This is a genomic window from Marinomonas mediterranea MMB-1, assembly GCF_000192865.1.
In the GTDB taxonomy this organism is placed as follows: domain Bacteria; phylum Pseudomonadota; class Gammaproteobacteria; order Pseudomonadales; family Marinomonadaceae; genus Marinomonas; species Marinomonas mediterranea.
In genome coordinates this window covers 3,325,347-3,343,218 of record NC_015276.1, presented here as the reverse complement: position 1 = coordinate 3,343,218, position 17,872 = coordinate 3,325,347, and the positions used below count along the sequence as shown (strand labels likewise).

Annotated in this window: 12 protein-coding genes; 2 read left to right on the top strand and 10 right to left on the bottom strand. The window is 43.5% G+C overall.

The window, feature by feature from the left end:
* Positions 1-82 precede the first annotated feature (82 nt).
* Positions 83-2,530 carry a leucine--tRNA ligase gene (leuS, locus tag MARME_RS15300; protein WP_013662166.1) on the bottom strand — a complete coding sequence of 816 codons (2,448 nt, stop codon included), beginning with the start codon at positions 2,528-2,530 and terminating at the stop codon, positions 83-85.
* 171 nt (positions 2,531-2,701) lie between these two features.
* Between leuS and MARME_RS15295 the strand changes: the two genes are divergently transcribed.
* Positions 2,702-3,118: a hypothetical protein gene (locus MARME_RS15295; RefSeq protein WP_013662165.1), complete on the top strand. Its 417-nt coding sequence runs from the start codon at positions 2,702-2,704 to the stop codon at positions 3,116-3,118.
* Between the two features lie 337 nt (positions 3,119-3,455).
* Here the strand turns inward: MARME_RS15295 and hepT are convergent, their stop codons facing one another.
* The 4 genes from hepT to MARME_RS15275 form a co-directional block, all read right to left on the bottom strand.
* Positions 3,456-3,875 (bottom strand): type VII toxin-antitoxin system HepT family RNase toxin, encoded by a 420-nt coding sequence (gene hepT / locus MARME_RS22585; RefSeq protein WP_041647951.1) that lies wholly within the window; start codon positions 3,873-3,875, stop codon positions 3,456-3,458.
* Entirely contained in the window at positions 3,872-4,282 is a 411-nt protein-coding gene (locus MARME_RS22580; RefSeq protein ID WP_041647950.1) for a nucleotidyltransferase domain-containing protein, read from the bottom strand. Before MARME_RS22580 ends, hepT begins: the two co-directional genes overlap by 4 nt.
* A 240-nt stretch (positions 4,283-4,522) precedes the next feature.
* Positions 4,523-5,491, bottom strand: coding sequence for a transposase (locus MARME_RS15280; protein ID WP_013662162.1), 969 nt, complete (start codon positions 5,489-5,491; stop codon positions 4,523-4,525).
* 132 nt (positions 5,492-5,623) lie between these two features.
* The gene (locus MARME_RS15275) at positions 5,624-6,133 is read right to left on the bottom strand and encodes a tetratricopeptide repeat protein (protein ID WP_013662161.1); all 510 of its coding nucleotides are present in this window, start codon (positions 6,131-6,133) and stop codon (positions 5,624-5,626) included.
* Positions 6,134-6,453: 320 nt separating this feature from the next.
* Between MARME_RS15275 and MARME_RS15265 the strand changes: the two genes are divergently transcribed.
* Positions 6,454-7,401, top strand: a complete 948-nt coding sequence (locus tag MARME_RS15265) for an IS30 family transposase (protein ID WP_013660108.1) — start codon at positions 6,454-6,456, stop codon at positions 7,399-7,401.
* 216 nt (positions 7,402-7,617) lie between these two features.
* On the opposite strand, the gene MARME_RS15260 is transcribed toward MARME_RS15265, so the two are convergent.
* The 5 genes from MARME_RS15260 to MARME_RS15235 form a co-directional block, all read right to left on the bottom strand.
* A complete protein-coding gene (locus tag MARME_RS15260) occupies positions 7,618-7,944 on the bottom strand; it encodes a cytochrome c-type biogenesis protein (RefSeq protein WP_013662160.1) in 327 nt (108 codons plus the stop codon).
* Positions 7,945-7,955: 11 nt separating this feature from the next.
* Positions 7,956-9,317, bottom strand: a complete 1,362-nt coding sequence (locus MARME_RS15255) for an RHS repeat domain-containing protein (protein ID WP_013662159.1) — start codon at positions 9,315-9,317, stop codon at positions 7,956-7,958.
* Between the two features lie 578 nt (positions 9,318-9,895).
* The gene (locus MARME_RS15245; protein ID WP_013662157.1) at positions 9,896-11,047 is read right to left on the bottom strand and encodes an RHS repeat-associated core domain-containing protein; all 1,152 of its coding nucleotides are present in this window, start codon (positions 11,045-11,047) and stop codon (positions 9,896-9,898) included.
* 84 nt (positions 11,048-11,131) lie between these two features.
* The gene (locus MARME_RS15240; protein ID WP_013662156.1) at positions 11,132-11,884 is read right to left on the bottom strand and encodes an ankyrin repeat domain-containing protein; all 753 of its coding nucleotides are present in this window, start codon (positions 11,882-11,884) and stop codon (positions 11,132-11,134) included.
* 8 nt (positions 11,885-11,892) lie between these two features.
* Positions 11,893-17,868: a SpvB/TcaC N-terminal domain-containing protein gene (locus MARME_RS15235; RefSeq protein WP_013662155.1), complete on the bottom strand. Its 5,976-nt coding sequence runs from the start codon at positions 17,866-17,868 to the stop codon at positions 11,893-11,895.
* Between the last annotated feature and the right edge of the window lie 4 nt (positions 17,869-17,872).

The following is a 17,872-nucleotide window of genomic DNA, read 5'->3' as shown; positions in this document are numbered from 1 at the left end:
ATTAATAACGAGATGAACCCTGTGTGTAACAAATAAAGGGTAGCGCAAACTACCCTTTATAATTACTCATTTAGCATAGAGCTTAATTCGCAACGATGTTAACCAATCGGCCCGGAACAACGATTACTTTACGTACCGTCTTTCCTTCGATGAACTTTTGTACATTCGGATTAGCCAGTGCCAGCGCTTCGATCTCTTTATTATCTGCTTTAGCAGAAACCAGAATCTCAGCACGCTTCTTGCCTAATACTTGAACAACAATAGTGAGCTCATCTTTTACAAGCGCTGCTTCATCAACCGTTGGCCATGTTGCATTCACAACGTTGCCTTCATGGCCGAATTTACCCCATAACTCATGCGCAACGTGAGGAACAATAGGAGAAAGCAATAAAATTGCCGCTTCCAGAGCTTCGCGTTCAACGGCTAGACCTTGTTCAGAGCGGTCTTCAAATTTACTGATTTCGTTACACAATTCCATTACCGCAGCAATGGCCGTGTTGAATGTTTGGCGACGCTCAATATCATCGCTGACCTTAGCAATCGTCTCATGTGTTTTGCGACGAAGTGCTTTTTGCTCACCAGACAAGGCATCGACGTCCAGCGCTACTTTATCGCCAGCGTTTAAATGCTGATAAGACAAAGACCATAAACGACGTAAGAAACGAGATGCGCCATCCACACCTTTGTCATTCCATTCCAGTGATTGTTCTGGCGGAGCGGTAAACATCATAAACAGGCGAACCGTGTCCGCGCCGTATTGCTCAATCATTTCCTGAGGGTCAACCGTGTTGCCCTTAGATTTCGACATCTTAGAACCGTCTTTGTTCACCATACCTTGTGTTAATAGGCGTTTAAATGGCTCATCCGACGTTACTAGGCCTGCATCGCGAAGCAGCTTGTGGAAGAAGCGTGCGTACAACAAATGTAAGATCGCGTGTTCTACACCGCCAATGTATTGGTCAACAGGAAGCCAGTAGTTTGCTTCCTCCGTCAACATTGCATCGTCTGCTTCTGGACAGCAGTAGCGAGCGAAATACCAAGATGACTCCATAAAGGTATCAAACGTATCTGTTTCACGTTCAGCGGCAACACCGTTGTAAGTGGTTGCAGAGAAGTCAGGGTTATTCTTGATCGGTGAATTAACGCCATCCATAACCACGTCAGTCGGCAGTATGACAGGTAGTTGATCGACTGGTGTCGTTACAACCGTGCCGTCTTCAAGGTTGATCGTCGGGATTGGTGTTCCCCAGTAACGTTGACGGCTCACACCCCAGTCACGTAGACGGTAGTTTACCTTTTTCTCACCGATGCCCTTGTCAGTCATCCAAGCGCAGATTGCGTCAAATGCAGCTTTGAAATCCAATCCATCGAACTCACCGGAGTTGCATAATAGGCCTTTCTCAGTGAAGGCTTCTTTGGTTAGATCGATCTCTTGATCGCCCGCTGGTGCAACGACTTGTTTAATAGGTAGATTGTACTGCTGTGCAAACTCAAAATCGCGTTGATCGTGTGCGGGAACAGACATTACTGCGCCAGAACCGTATTCCATCAAAACGAAGTTTGCTGCAAATACAGGAACGGACTCACCGGTAATGGGGTGAATGGCTTTAAAGCCAGTGTCCATGCCTTTCTTCTCAACCGTTGCTAAATCTGCTTCGGTAGTCGACGTGTTCTTGCTCTCGTCAATGAATTCAGACAGTGCTGAGTTTGTTTCAGCGGCTTCAAGAGCAAGCGGGTGAGTGGCAGCGACTGCAACGTAAGTCACACCCATTAATGTGTCTGGGCGAGTAGTGTAAACGGATAAACGTTCTTCTTTGCCTTCAACAGCAAAGCTGAACTCTAGGCCTTCAGAGCGACCGATCCAGTTACGTTGCATCGCTTTTACTTTGTCAGGCCAGCCGTCTAACTGATCCAGATCGTTTAGAAGCTCTTCTGCATAATCGGTGATCTTGATGAACCATTGTGGGATCTCTTTACGGACAACGGGTGCTCCTGAACGCCAGCCGCAACCATCGATAACTTGCTCGTTCGCCAATACCGTTTGATCAACTGGGTCCCAGTTAACGGCAGATGTTTTTTTGTACGCTAAGCCTTTTTCAACTAACTGAGTGAAGAACCACTGTTCCCATTTGTAGTATTCAGGAGTACAAGTCGCAATTTCACGATCCCAGTCATAACCAAAGCCTAGCTGCTTCAACTGGCCTTTCATGTAGGCAATGTTTTCTGTTGTCCATTTCGCTGGCGCGGTTTTGTTTTTGATCGCGGCGTTTTCAGCAGGCATACCAAACGCATCCCAACCCATTGGTTGAAGTACGTTTTTACCCAGCATACGTTGGTAGCGAGAAATAACATCGCCAATAGTGTAGTTACGAACGTGTCCCATGTGCAGTCGGCCGCTTGGGTACGGAAACATAGATAGGCAGTAGTATTTTTCTTTGGTGGTGTCTGCCACGGCTTTAAATACTTTGTTTTCATCCCAAAAGGTTTGCGCAGCTTGTTCAATCTGCTGCGGATTGTATTGCTCTTGCATGTTTGATTGCACTCTTTATAAGCGTTAGGTCAGTTTGTGATCCAAAAAAGCATCAAAACATGATGCAAATTAGAAAAAGGTTAAACAAGCCGACAGAATCGAAAAATATTCGCTATTTTATATAGATGCGCGCCTGATTAGAAGGCGCATTGTTGAGGAGTTGCCAAAACTATGAAAAAAGATCCTATTAATAGTCAAAATCAACTCGATTTGATTGAAGAAACACAACGCACAATAGAAGGTGCGGCAAATTGGCTTTTAGAAGATGTGTCTCTTCTAAAAGCTTACTGGCACGATAAATTTGCCTATACCGAAGCGTGGGTCGATGCAAACTGGCATTTGCTTACCGAGGAAAGCAGTGAGCTGGTTAAATCGCTCGATGAGAAAGAAGACGTGGCATTGTTGTGGTTGCTCAATAATGCAAATAATAACCCTGTGCCGCTCGAAAAGTGCAGCGTTACGACGACTGAAGTGCAAGCGGGTCGTTATATTTGCATGTCATGCGGTCATGAAAACACGCATGCTGGCGGAGCGTTAGGAACCTGCGAGGTGTGCCACTATGGTCTAATGTACTATCAAGGCGAGTAGTTGTTCGCCCTGATAGTAGTCAGCTTCTTTTAAATAGCTATTTCTTATTAAGGTGTTTTATTTTTAATATTTAATCTATGCAGGTTTCTCCACTATCCTGTCTGTATACCGATAGAGGAGAACGTTTATGAAATACCTAGAGCTTTTAATCGACACATTAGGCAAAAGCGCCGCATACGAACAAAGTTTAGAGCAAGACGAAGATTGGACCGGCTGGGACGCGTGGGTACATGTTGAGTAAACACAGTATGCTGTTTGTGTTTTGAACCTAGCGGCAGAGGTTATTGTGTCGCTAGGTTCAGGCATATTTAATGGCACGATTGATTGCTATTGAGCTTTATTCTGATAGCTCTTTAAGCCCTTTCTCGATAAATATAAAGATGTCATTGTAATATCGATTTATGACAACGGATCGAACTACTTCAGGGTTGATATTCAAGTAGTCATGAACTAATGCGTTTCGAAGTCCAATAATTTTTCGCCAGTTAGTGAGCTCGTCCAATGAAACATATTGGTATTGAGAGAGTAACTCAAACGCCTCATACGCTTCCACTGGACTTCGCTTTGCTAGCTTTTTACACCAGTGTTTTGATACACCAATACAGGCTTCGATTGATACTTGTAAGCTACGTTCGCACGCTCGATATTCAATAGGAGACCAGTTACGGTGATTAAGAATATCTGCAAGCTCATCTAACTCCAGTTTATAGCGTCTAGAGTTTGATTTCATCGATGTGATGTAAAGTGAATCTATCATGCTTGTTCGTTCTCGAAATGGGTAAGATGGTACTGAAGGTCTAATTCGATTTTAGACATAATAACAGACTCTTTACTCATTCGGATTCCATTGTTACGACAATACAACAGCTCGCCATTAATCGCATTAAAGGCGATAGGGAGAGGAGCACTTTCAACATCTAATATGCTGAGTTTGCTAGGGGGTAAATTCAAAGTTTTACGCCATTCTTCTGCGAGTAATTCTGGACGTAATCGGTTATCCAGTGGATCGCGAATTTTCCTATCGAACATAACCGCCAAGTCGAAATCACTTTCTAAATGCGCATTGCCTTTTGCTCTTGAGCCATACAGCCAAAGAGCGTTAACACTGCTATTAGACTCAGACAGTGTGATTAACGTATCGATGATTATTTTTTGGAAGAGCATGGGTCGCTGTCAAATTTAGTGATTTTGTCAGACTAGCAAGTATAGCCACTTGCATCCATCTTAAATAGAGTATCTTTAATATAAGACATCGCTGATATTAATGAACCTGCGAACTTAGTATTTCTCGACAGTTTTATTGAACACTCAGCGAGATAGGGGGGCGTTTCTAAAATTTTAGGCATACGAAGTACTCATATAGTAAATATCGTAAGAATCGGAGTGATTTTTTAGCGGGTTGAGCTAGGCGAGCAATTTGGCACACCTTCTATTTAGCCGAGCTTTCGGATTAGCCCCCGTGTACATTTTTAAACTCTCCTCAGAACCTACTACGCCATGTGAGTTTGACTCAAATTGAGTCGAAATTGCTATCCAGTTCTCGTGAGAACCCCCTATTCGCTGCAAGATAGGGGATAGTGAAAGGTCAATAGCCCCTCGTTTATCTTCCCTTACAACTCGTCCAGTTAGATCAACTAGATCAAGGTAGTCTATAAGTTTAAAGGCAATGCCAGTAGGTTGGTTTTCTCGCTCATTGCCAATAAATGGCATGAGTTCTTTTGGTTGTTCAGCTTTCTTTGCCGCCTCAACGCGTTTCTTAACACTGGTGAATTCCGACTTTTCAGGGGTATTGGAGATTTTTACGCGCAAAGGGTTTAAGTCTACGTAAGCCATACAAGCAATCAGAGCAGCTTCATCTAACAGAGCTTGAGACTTGAAACGTCCCTCCCAGAATCGTCCGGTGCAACCATCTTCAACGTTAGCCTGACGAGCGATGGGTTCGTTTAAATCTTTCATGAACCAACTGATATCCATAAGCCTTTGGCGATACGTTTCCGCAGTAAGCTCTACCATTTCCATCATCCCCTTCGGCATATCGTCACCTCGTATATACCTTTGAGTAAGCAAAGTACCTTTGTGGAGCTTATGCCAGCGTTCGATAACCTCGCGAGTTGTCCAACTTTTGGCTTCTTTCTCGTTCACATGCAACACTACATGAATATGATTGCTCATCACTGCATAAGCACAGACATCAATAGAAAATAGCTGTGTTAGAAACAAAAGACGGTTTTCAATCCAGTCACGACGGTGCTCGAAGTCTTTGCCTGTTACAGCATCTTTTCCGCAAAGAAAGGCGCGTCGAACACAGCGAGAAATGCAGTGGTAGTAGGGAGTATTAGATAAACTGATTTGTTGGCTTCTTGGTCTTGGCATGCGGAAATTCCTTTTCCTTTAGTTTGTTATGCGAGGTTAGCGAGATAGCGGATTGGCGTCAATAAAGTTGTGCGTGTCCACTATAGATTCAACTATAGACTCAATAGTGACCTCCACTATAGTGTTAGAATATCAGTCTTTCTTAGATTGAGAGAATATCTCGTCTAATGCTTCCCTAGCTGGAATGTGCCCTTGTTCTGCTGACTTTTTAAACCAGTCTATTGCTTTCATTATATCTTCCTGAACACCAACACCTTCTTGATACATCTCTGCGATATAGCATTGACATACAGGATCTCCCTTATGGGCGGCTGTACTCCACCATTCAAAGGCTTTTTCATAGGACTGTTCGCCATTTAAGCCATAATAATATATACAAGCAAGATTTCTCATAGCGAAAGCATTGCCTTTTCTAGAGGCTAGTTCTAACCATTTTTGGGCTTCATCGTAGTTTTTTTTAAGAAGTTCCCCTGTAAGGTATCGAGTCCCCAGCTCTGATTGCCCCCGAATATGTCCAAGCTCTGCTGCTTTGAGTAAATTTGGTATTGCGACCTTGTCGATATTGCCATCAAAGCCAGCATAAATAAAAAAATGAATTTTTCCTTTTAGACTATTAAAATAGTTAATTAGCTGGAAATGCATTTATTATCCCCCATATAGCCACAACTTGAATCATAATAATGGAAAGTAAATAGAAAGTGGGGTTCTTTTTGATATAGGTCGAAAATTTTATATTAGCTATGGTAAATAAATAGTTAATAATTATTGCTCCGAAAATTACTATTGCAATAAAGTTGTGCGTGTCCCACATAGTCTTAAGAAGCTTGCCGAGCCTAACTGTGGGTGGGTGTCCTATAGGCCTAAATTCTGATAATAAGTGCGACACTGCAAGACAGGTGTAGAAGAAGCCAACTGCTGAAGTTGGTACACTTCTTTTCACCACAAAAACAAGCAGTACAAACATGAATTATCAGCAGTTGACCGAAGGGAAACGATACCAGATTTCCGCTCTTTTAGAACAAAAAATGTCAGTGCCCAATATAGCCAATGCCATTAAGTGTCATAAAGCCACGGTTTATCGTGAATTAAAGCGTAACAGGCAAGCAAAACGCTATTGCCCTAAGGAAGCACACACTCTTTGTCTAACAAGACGAAAGAGGTCTGCAAAGTATCGAATACCAACAAAAACGATCAATTATATACGGACTCTTATTGAGTTTGACTGGAGTCCAGAGCAAGTATCTAACGTATTGAGGCTATGTGGCGTTCCAGTCAGTCATGAGTGGATTTATCAATACATTCATGATGATAAAAGGCGCAAAGGAATACTTTACCGACACTTAAGGCAGGGTCATAAGCGCTATCGAAAAGGCAAACGAACAAAAGATGAAGTTATAAAGAACGCTGTATCCATAGAGGAGCGTCCTGATATTGTCGATACGCGAAAACGTTTTGGAGATTGGGAGATAGACACGGTTTTAGGTAAAAGTGGAACAGGCTCGATTGTCACGCTACTTGAGCGAACGACGCGTTTTTACTTGATAAAGAAAGTGAATTCAAAGTCTGCCGTAGATGTCACTCAAGCGACAATAGAGTTGTTAATGCCCTTTAAAGATCACGTACATACGATTACAGCAGATAACGGTAGAGAATTTGCTCATCACGCTAAGATTGCAGAAGCGCTGGATACCAAAGTCTATTTTGCCCACCCTTATAGCTCTTGGGAGCGTGGCGCGAACGAAAACAGTAACGGTCTTTTAAGGCAATATGTGCGTAAAGGAACAGATTTAAGAGAGATTGAAGATGACATGATTCACTGGGCGATGACGAGAATCAACTATCGCCCAAGGAAGTGTTTAGGGTTTAAGCAGCCAGCAGTCGTATTTAAAGAGATGTGCTTAGCGGCTTGAAATGAAAAGTGTCGCACTTCGAACTTGAATTCAGGTCCAATCTTGAAGCTTCGATGAGTCGGTCCATTCAAAATAAGAAACGTTGTAGCCTTTCTTCTTATACATATCATATATGCTATAAACGATTCTTTGACCTATATCGTGCATGCCCCCTACAAAAGCGGTAATACTAGTGACGGCGTGAACGTCTAATCGCGTTTCGCCAATTAGGGGACTCTATGGTGCTGCATGCCACGTTTCGACTTCAACCCTATCAAGAGAGTGTGATTCATCTAAATATAGTAAGATGTAGTTCCTTACCCATTTATTTTTGTCTTCCTCAGGTTTCCGTGCTTGATACCGATTATCATAGTTGTTGTAATTATAACTCCAGTTTTGTTCTTCTAGGAAATCTATAATCTCCTGTTCACTTGCACCTCTATTTAAATGCTCATGAATATACGACTTCAATTCATTTGCTGACATTGTGTCTCCATTTTTACAGCCAACTAAAAATATGCATAATGCAATAGTAATAGATAAAATGATTTTTAAATTTTTCATAGAAGAAGCCCTTATAAACCTTGATCCCATCCTGGAACACCAACTACTGGAGTTGGTCTATCAATTCCCAAATGCTCTACAAATGAGAACGCATAAGAGTTGCTATTGGGGCCTGATGGGAAGTAGGCTATTTTCTTACTGTTGATGTTGGCAGCATAGGATTTCATGTCTGATACGACACTATCATATGAAACTGCTAGTTCTGCAACTTCTTGAATGAATTTTGTGTCTTCTGGTTTATCAAATGGTGTTAGGCTATCCCATGTTGTAGCATGCGCTTTAATTGTTCCAAATCCGTATCCTCCGAACTCTCCATATCCCGCTGATGCTGATGCTGAGCCGCCTTGACTCGCTGATGTGGATGCTGCACCTGATCCAAATGCAGTATTAGCGCTAGGGCCCGCTCTAGTCATATATATTTGACCTGTGGTCGGGTCTTCAACCATAACAAAGGTGTGGTATTGGCCATGTACGCCGTACCCCGCAGCTTGAGTGTAGCCAAACTTGATCTTAACAAGCCCTTTTTTTTCAGTTTCGTTTCGTTTTTTTTCTAATCTATCTAAAATATTGTTGCGTTTGGCTGAATAGTAATCGAGCCTCTTAAGCTGAGCTTTTCTTTGCCTTTTATTCTGATAGTCATGCTTTATGCGCTCTTTTGCTTCCGTTTTACTAAAGCCATTCCCCCCACGCTTACGATCCCTAGATTTTTCTCTACGTATCTTATCATCGGTATGAGGATCATGAATAATCTCTCTAAACCCACTAGGATCAACCAACCTCAAAGGACTGTTCCATACGTAACTATAACGGTTGTAACTCTGGAGGTAGGTAGGTTTGTTGATAAAAGGATCCGCACTGGTAAACCTTGCGATCTCTGGGTCATACACCCGACCATTCATGTGGATTAATTCTACATTATCCAAATGCTCGTGGTTGGTGAATCCGCGATTGATGCCAAAGTTCGCTAGGCTGATGATGTCGATCGGTTGCGCATCTTCAATGGTGGGCAAGTCCATGCGTTTGCCCCAAGGGTCGTAGAATAGGCGTTTGACTTCGCCTGTTTCACTGACGGTGGCGATGAGGGTGTTGAGGTCATCGCGTAGGGTATAGGTGACTTTCTCGGCATTGCTATCGACTTTTTCAACGATTGCAAAATCGCCTAGCTGGATTCGGTGGTAGGTGTGTCCGTCACGAATTTCTTTTTCATACGCACCAATGTAGTAGGTGGTGCTGGCGACGGTGCCAGTATTGACCTTTTTGAAGCGCGCTTGATCGGGGCCGTAGGTGAAGGTGGACACCTCGGAGCCTTTACTAATACGGTTTGGCTTATTAAAGCGGGTGTACTGGAACGTTCGTCCGTCGCCAGAGGCCATATTGCCATTGGGGGCTATGACGTCAATGGCAATATGATTGGGTGTCCCATATTAGTTTCTGAATCGTGAGTGGGTGTCTATTAGGATAACTCTACACAGTCTAATAATAGGCCGGATATACGGCAGTACGACCCTTTATTCATGATGATTGACTAGAAAAGATCAAGATTGGTTAATAAGAGAGTAAAAAATCACCCTGAAAAGAGTTACTCGGTTAAGTGCAGCCTTGACCTAGCCGGAGCGTCCATATATGGCTTGTATAGATTTTCCTTGTCTAGATTAGGGGAATTCTCCAATTGTCCAAAGCCAAGAAAAGACAAGAATATATGAAAATATTAAGGACCAAAATGACCGTGGATGAACTCTAACTATATAAATTAGTATTTTTAAGGGGCCTACTAGTAGAATTTTTTCTCGAATAGCCCATTTAGGGATTGAGCTCTTAAATGGAATGTCGAGCTCTTCAAAAAGATCATAAGCAACCTTGAAAAAAAGATACATAACTCTAGAAAATAAAGGGAATATAAAAAATATAAAGAGTATTAATGTGTTGTTGTCCATTCATAAAAACCTATTAATCAGTCAAATAAACTTGACAGCGATATGTAGTCACCGATGCCTGCTGAAAGGTGACCTCCGGGAGTAGGAATACCAAGATTTCCATCTATAGAAGTCATGCCACTACTATTTTGAGAAGCTTGAAGTAATCCACTTGCGCCGACTTCAACTTCAGAAGAGGAGCCGGAATAGTTATTAACATCTGTTGGCAGTTTTTGACTTAATCCAACTCCCGTATCCCAATCAACCCCCCCATAAATTGAACCAAATACTCCCCAATCATCTCCGTAGTAAGCTCCCAATTCAAATCCGATACCAACAACCACGAAAAAGTCGAATGTAAATGCCGTTCCGGTAATCTGTGTAAGGGGAGGTTCTGAGGTTTTCGGGGTTATTTTTTCATTTTCATATTCATCACGTGAAGGTCTATCATCATCCCAACCGTCGTCATTATCGTAGTGCCCATCGGCATAATCTTTAGCGTCTCCTTCTCCACTTTCTTCGTCATAATCATCGGAATAAGGGTCTAGATAGCTACCATCGTCGTCAATCTCAAAGCCGCTTGGATCTGTATATCGCAATGGATTGTTCCAAGTATAGCTATAGCGGTTATAGTTTTGTAGATACGTAGGGTCTTGTATGATTGGATCCGCACTGGTAAACCTCGCGATCTCTGGGTCGTACACCCGACCATTCATGTGGATCAAGCCTACATTATCCAAATGCTCATGGTTGGTGAATCCGCGATGGATCCCAAAGTTCGCTAGGCTGATGATGTCGATTGGTTGAGCATTACCAATGGTGGGTAAGTCCATGCGTTTGCCCCAAGGGTCGTAGAACAGGCGTTTGACGTCGCCCGTTTCACTGACGGTGGCGATGAGGGTGTTGAGGTCATCGCGTAGGGTATAGGTGACTTTCTCGGCATTGCTATCGACTTTTTCGACAATAGCAAAGTCGCCTAACTGGATTCGGTGGTAGGTGTGTCCATCTCGAATTTCTTTTTCATACGCGCCAATGTAGTAGGTGGTGCTGGCGACGGTGCCGGTATTGACCTTTTTGAAGCGGGCTTGATCGGGTCCGTAGGTGAAGGTGGACACTTCAGAGCCTTTACTAATACGGTTCGGTTTATTAAAGCTGGAGTACTGGAACGTTCGTCCGTCGCCAGAGGTCATATTGCCATTGGTGGCTATGACGTCAATGGCAATATGATTGGGTGTCCCACATTAGTTTGTGTGTGCCTTAGATATTGCATTAATTCAAGGCTCTAAATGGACTTGCTCCCCACGATCCCTCAAGTATGCTACAACTTTCATGCACCATTCATATAGCTTATTGTCCGGATCAATTAGATTTCGATTTAATCTGTCTTCGATTACATCAATAATTGTTGTCCCCCATTTATCCTTAATATGATAATCAGCACCTTGCTTCAACATATAGTATACAATATCGTACTGGTTTAGAGTGGTTGCGGCCATCAATGCTGTTTCTCCCGAGGCGTCAGTTGTATTAACGTCTGCACCAAACTCGATTAGCAATTTTATATGTTCAAGTTTTCCTGGTGAGACTGTATCAACAAGAATTGGTAGTTTCCTTTCGGGGTTGTAAAAATTTGGGTTGCCTCCATATTTTAAGGCTTCCTCTAGAAACCAAGGATCATCCTCGCCAGCGGCGAACGTCATTACTGAGTCTCCCCCACGTATAATGATATTGGGATCAGCTCCATTTTCTAGTAAAGCCTGAAAACCTGTCCTATTGCGAGCGCCAAATGCCCACATCAGTGACGTCATATTATCTTTTCCAGTGTCGTTTATCCTTGCTCCTTCGCTTAATAGCTGTTTAATCGCTCTCTCATCTCCTCGTGCGGCAGCTATACTTAAATCAATGCTTTTTTGATCTTCGAAGAATTCCTGTATCTGATGACCTTTAACTTGGTCGCCTAAATACTCATATGCGGTTAATGATCCAGCTACAAATAACACGATTGTCACGATAACTCTTAATATCATTTTTGCTCCTATTGCACTGTATCCAAAGCTTTTATAACACTATCCATACCATGCATATTAGTTTGTAAGACTGTGCTTGCACCAAATACAGAGGCGGGTGTTCCCCAAATGCTACTCAGGTTATGTGTAGGGGGGAGGCTAATTCGCACACCCAATGCGCTTGCGAGTGGGGTTGTATCTTGCAGGCTTGACAGTATTTCTCCTTCAACGTAGTAGGCTTTTACTAATTGAGAAGCTTCATGAATATTCCCGCCATAGTTCTTAATCGTATCTTCAGTAACTCCGGCTGCATTGAATGTAGTTGCTTTTATACCGTGCACTACTGAAGCTGCACTTGCCAACCCTCCTCCCAGAGAATGCCCTGTCAATGAAAAGTTGCTAGTGCCTTTCGAGAGGGTTCTTGCGATTTTTCGGGTATTCCTAATTGCTAGGTCGTATTGCTTCGAAAACTTTCCTAAGCCTTGTTGAAAGTTATTAACCCAATCTTTACCTGTTTCCGTTCCCGCAAATGCGTAAATATACTCGTTTTCTATAGAATCATAGTAGAGCCTAGACTTAAATCCCGACTTATCGTGAAGAAAATCGATGTCTTCGAGTCCTAAATCGATCAACTCCTGAGCTGATACTGGTGAAACCCCTTCTGGTAGGTGCCCCCCTTTTCCATAAACATGCCGATTAATCATAGCGTCACGTTTCTTTTCTCTAGCAATTCTTTGATTTTTGCGATCCCATTTTTTTATGCGATCCCAAGCTTTTTTTACCGCATCCTTAACCCTATCCCAAGTACTTTTCCCCTCGGTCTCAAACCCACTGGGGTCTGTATATCTTAGTGGGTTATTCCAAACATAACTATAGCGGTTATAGCTTTGAAGGTAAGTTGGCTTTTGTATCAAAGGATCCGCACTGGTAAACCTTGCGATCTCTGGGTCGTACACCCGACCATTCATATGGATCAAGCCTACATTATCCAAATGCTCATGGTTGGTGAATCCTCTATTGATCCCAAAGTTTGCTAGGCTGATGATGTCGATCGGTTGCGCATCTTCAATGGTGGGCAAGTCCATGCGTTTGCCCCAAGGGTCATAGAATAGGCGTTTGACTTCGCCTGTTTCACTGACGGTGGCGATGAGGGTGTTGAGGTCATCGCGTAGGGTATAGGTGACTTTCTCGGCGTTGCTATCGACTTTTTCAACGATTGCAAAATCGCCCAGTTGGATTCGGTGGTAGGTGTGTCCGTCTCGAATTTCTTTTTCATACGCGCCAATGTAGTAGGTGGTGCTGGCGACAGTGCCGGTATTAACCTTTTTGAAGCGCGCTTGATCGGGGCCGTAGGTGAAGGTGGACACTTCGGAACCTTTACTAATACGGTTTGGCTTATTAAAGCTGGTGTACTGGAACGTTCGTCCATCGCCAGAGGTCATATTGCCATTGGCGTCGTAGCAGTAGTTACCTTTGCCAGTAATGCTAGTGACGGCGTGTGGGCCGGCTTGAATGCCACAAGGGTTCTGACCGTAGGTGTAGTCGCCGACGTCGGTTTTTTGGGTAATGTTGCCCAGCGCATCGTACTGCATACTTACCGAGTTATGAGAGCTGCCCGCGATGCTTGTCGTGTAGGCGGTTAATCGGCTGAGATTATCATAGGTGTAGCCCACGTTAACATTAGAGAAGTATTCGACTTTGTTGCTTAGGTTGCCAAGCTTATTCCAGTTGTAGAAGTAATACAGCAGGCCGTTGTTGTTGAGTTTAACATCAATGCTTTCAACGTTTTCGATGTCTGAGCGGTAGCCTTTTTCTGTTGTCAGTGCGCCATTGTTCATTGCGTACTTTTTGAGCATGCCACGCGCATCAAAGCCAGTGGTTTCCCATAGCACATTGCTGCCGTTGGTGATTTTATCGGCAAAGCCCAATGTCGGATGGTAATGGGTACTGGCCGTATAACCAGTAGGGTAGCGTGTCGACGTTAAGCGAGCGTACTGATCGTATTGGTTTGTATGCTCGTACGTATCGCCATCGATACTGGTAATTGTTCTGTCGAGCTGTCCTTGTGTTGTATAGATGTAGCGCTCAGTTTTTCCGTTACCTTGCATCGAGCAAAGTTTGCCTACCCCGTTGGCACAGCTGTCATACGTCCAGTAGCTGTGAGTGTCACTGGCATGACGTTCTTTCATGCGACCAAGTGCATCGTAGGTGAAAGTCGTCGTTTGTCCGAGTGCATCGGTTTGGCTTTTCAGTTTGCCGTCGAGGTAATAGGTATAAGACCACTCTCCCATATCTGGGTCGTTCATTTGAGTTTTGCGACCAAGTAGGTCATACCCTAATTGAACTTGATTGCTACTGGAATCGGTTGTTTGTACTAAGCTGCCAAGCGCATCGTATTGGAAATCTACTGTTTCACCGTTGTGGTCAATGGTTTGGGTAATTTGTCCTAACGCATTACGAATTTCTTGCTTTTCTCGTGTTCCGTCTGTCGTAACCAGCTCAACTCTGGTTTCTCGCTCATTGAAGTGTTGAAAGCGCTGGTTCCCATTTGGAAAGGTCTCTTTTATCACGCGATTAAGGACATCGTATTCTTTAACCGTAACCTGTTGATCATTCAAACCATCGGAAACGTAGTAGGGGGAATAGGATTTCGTTTCGCGGCCTAGTTCATCGTATTCTACTTTTTGGATGATGGTTTCGACTTTGCCTTCTTTTAGACCTTGGGTGTGCGTTTCTATCAACTGATTGTTTGCATTAAAGTATTGCACTGTATCGGTTGTTAGCGTACTCGACTGGGTTATCTTGTATTGAGCGCCCGATACTCCGTCGCATGAATCACACCATGCTCTATCCCAACGCGTCGTTTGATTATTAGCCGTTTGTGTTGCCTTTCTGCCAAAGCTGTCATACGTGACTGAGGCGACTTGGCCGTCAATCGCGGTCGTACTGGTGGCTAACCACGGAAAGCGACTGTCTTCGTAGCGATAGTGTTCGGTTTGGTTGAGTGCATTGGTTGTACTGGTAAGTTGATACGGAGCTTCATTATTGTAAGACAGTGATGTTGTACGGGCGGCGATATCTGCACCAGTCAATGTCGTCGAAGCTAATTGTCCACGAACATTGTATTTATATTCTGTTTGCGCTTTTAGTGCAGCATTGTCAGGCTCTTGTGTCTTAGTTTTGAGCTGACCGTTCTGATCGTAATCAAAGTGCTGGGTGCGCGTTAAGCGGTTGTCTTGTCCGTAAGGAAGTTGTCCATTAAACACTTCTGACGTTGTTGTTTGACGCTTCAGCATGGGTGGACGATTAGCAAATTGTCCATCGGCGTAGTAGGTGTAATGTGTCTCGGTTTGATTTATTTTTCCGCTTAGCTCATTACAGGTTTTAGGTGTTGCGGAAAGGAAAGGGTTGCTTTTCGCAACACACTCGGTCGTTGTACTTATTTGGTAGTTAAAATCACTTCCAAATAAGTCATAACTTGTTTCAATCGATTGTGTGCTGGTAAAGAGGTCGTTTAAGTCCTTTTTAACCGTCGTGCTGGTTTTCGGATAGGAGAAGAATGTCCCAGACTTTTTCTCTGTATTGTACTGGGTTGCCGTGCGTGTCAACTCGATGTCGCCTAGCTTTGATACGACTTGAACAGGCATGCCCGTTGTGCGGTTTTCCCAATCTTGGGAGTAGGTGGTTTCGGTGACGATGCCTGTTTGCTCGTCAGTGCGAGTGATTTTTTCGAAGCCTAGGGAGCTTTGAGTTTTCTTATTAATTAGATGACGACTAAATTTATAAGAAATTGAACGAGCGATGTTGTAGGAGGATTTAATTGTATACTTTGATACAACAGGACTTTTTATTGGGCTAGTTAATGTAGGGTATTGAGAAGTATAAGAGGCATCTTCTATAAATTTATTATAATTGAAGGCTGTTGTGACACCCTTACCGTCAAATATTGCAGATAGTATGTTAGCTTTTTTATTTTCTGTTGTTATAGATTGACAGCTTACAAAACTATTAGACCCTGTAGAGCTGCCAACTGCTCTACAATAACTGCTATTATTTTCGCCATTTATCTTTACCCACCAACGTCTATTTGAATATCCCCAATCACTCATAGATATTTGGGCGTTCTCGATGTTTGTTCCAGTGGATAATGCGCAAGCTATAAAGCTTCCGGAACCAGTTGAAGCTCCAACAGCTCTACAGTAATCAGAGCGGCCGTCTCCATTGAAGTCAACCCACCAACGTCTATCTGAATACCCCCAATCCCTCATAGGAATTTGGGTATTTTGTAAGCTTGTTCCTGCGGAGAGTGCGCACGCAATAAAGCTCCCAGAGCCGGATGAAGCTCCAACGGCCCTGCAGTAGTCGGATCGACCATCTCCATTGAAGTCGACCCACCAACGTCTATCTGAATATCCCCAATCACTCATTGGGATTTGGATGTTTTCAACGCCTGTTCCGGTGGATAGTGCACACGCAATAAAGCTCCCAGAGCCCGATGAAGCTCCAACGGCCCTGCAGTAGTCGGATCGACCATCTCCATTGAAGTCGACCCACCAACGTCTATCTGAATATCCCCAATCACTCATTGGGATCTGGATGTTTTCAATACCTGTTCCGGTAGACAATGCACACGCAATAAAGCTCCCAGAGCCTGATGAAGCTCCAACGGCCCTGCAGTAGTCGGATCGACCATCTCCATTGAAGTCGACCCACCAACGTCTATCTGAATATCCCCAATCACTCATTGGGATCTGGATGTTTTCAATACCTGTTCCGGTAGACAATGCACACGCAATAAAGCTCCCAGAGCCTGATGAAGCTCCAACGGCCCTGCAGTAGTCGGTTCGACCGTCTCCATTGAAGTCGACCCACCAACGTCTATCTGAATATCCCCAATCACTCATTGGGATTTGGGTGTTTTCAATGCCTGTTCCGGTGGATAGTGCACACGCAATAAAGCTCCCAGAGCCCGATGAAGCTCCAACGGCTCTGCAGTAGTCAGAACGTCCGTCGCCGTCAAAATCGACCCACCAACGTCGATCATTGTATCCCCAATCAGAAATTTGGTGTTTTATAGCGCTATTTTCTTGTCCTTGTTTTTGCCAAGAAAAATTTGAAGTAGGGAGGCATTGGGTATCTACACAACGCTTAATACTGTCTAGTCGAGCTGGCGAAGCAGAAGAAAAATCGTTGTATGAAAATAGGAAATATGTCTCTAATTTAGATCCCCAGTGTATTTTTGAAAGTACATGGCTGCTGATTTTCTGTGAATCTGCAGAAAAAGAGATATCGCGGTATTTTGAGTCTATGTAATCTAGGTGGATTGTATAATCACTATAAGATATTTGAACTAATTGCAAATTTCCTTTTTGCATTATGGTTTTGTATTTATAGCTTAATGAGTTGTTTTTAATGTCTGTTACTGAGCGTAAGGCCCATTCTAATATTGAGCCAGCATGCTTACCGTTTGCAATTAGTTTGGAATCACTTGTATCGCCATATGTGTATATGTGTCCGTTTGATGCAACTACTTTCCAAAATTCAGGTGCTCCATCACTTCCCCCAACCGATACCACTTTTAAATTAGGATTACTTTCCGGTCGATACTCCGCACCAACACTGCCGTATGCGCCACTTACAACTTTGAGTTTCTGGCCATCCAGACAAAAACGGTCATTGTTAAAATTAACGGCTTTGATAAAGCCATCTTGCGCCATATTGGCGTTACAGCGCGTAATTTCGGATAAGCCTGTTAATGCCCAGCCAACACCAAGCAATCCATTTCCACGTTGGCTGTTGTAGTTTAAAGCAAGGTTAGGTTGTAACCCGTTTATGCCGGGCGGTACTTCAATGGGGATAGTGTAAGTGGCGGCGCCAGAAGGAGATACGCCAGCTTCACCAGGGATGGATCCTACAAGGGTGTCTGAAAAGGCGCTGCGAGCGAAGAGTAAAAATAGGGCAGTAGTGATGGTCGTAAGAACAATACGAACGGCAGATGTGCGCATCGAC

Coding starts and splice junctions, on each gene's coding strand:
- leuS (WP_013662166.1), bottom strand. CDS start 2,530: ATGCAAGAGCAATACAATCCGCAGCAGATTGAACAAGCTGCGCAAACC.
- MARME_RS15295 (WP_013662165.1), top strand. CDS start 2,702: ATGAAAAAAGATCCTATTAATAGTCAAAATCAACTCGATTTGATTGAA.
- hepT (WP_041647951.1), bottom strand. CDS start 3,875: ATGATAGATTCACTTTACATCACATCGATGAAATCAAACTCTAGACGC.
- MARME_RS22580 (WP_041647950.1), bottom strand. CDS start 4,282: ATGCTCTTCCAAAAAATAATCATCGATACGTTAATCACACTGTCTGAG.
- MARME_RS15280 (WP_013662162.1), bottom strand. CDS start 5,491: ATGCCAAGACCAAGAAGCCAACAAATCAGTTTATCTAATACTCCCTAC.
- MARME_RS15275 (WP_013662161.1), bottom strand. CDS start 6,133: ATGCATTTCCAGCTAATTAACTATTTTAATAGTCTAAAAGGAAAAATT.
- MARME_RS15265 (WP_013660108.1), top strand. CDS start 6,454: ATGAATTATCAGCAGTTGACCGAAGGGAAACGATACCAGATTTCCGCT.
- MARME_RS15260 (WP_013662160.1), bottom strand. CDS start 7,944: ATGAAAAATTTAAAAATCATTTTATCTATTACTATTGCATTATGCATA.
- MARME_RS15255 (WP_013662159.1), bottom strand. CDS start 9,317: ATGGCCTCTGGCGACGGACGAACGTTCCAGTACACCCGCTTTAATAAG.
- MARME_RS15245 (WP_013662157.1), bottom strand. CDS start 11,047: ATGACCTCTGGCGACGGACGAACGTTCCAGTACTCCAGCTTTAATAAA.
- MARME_RS15240 (WP_013662156.1), bottom strand. CDS start 11,884: ATGATATTAAGAGTTATCGTGACAATCGTGTTATTTGTAGCTGGATCA.
- MARME_RS15235 (WP_013662155.1), bottom strand. CDS start 17,868: ATGCGCACATCTGCCGTTCGTATTGTTCTTACGACCATCACTACTGCC.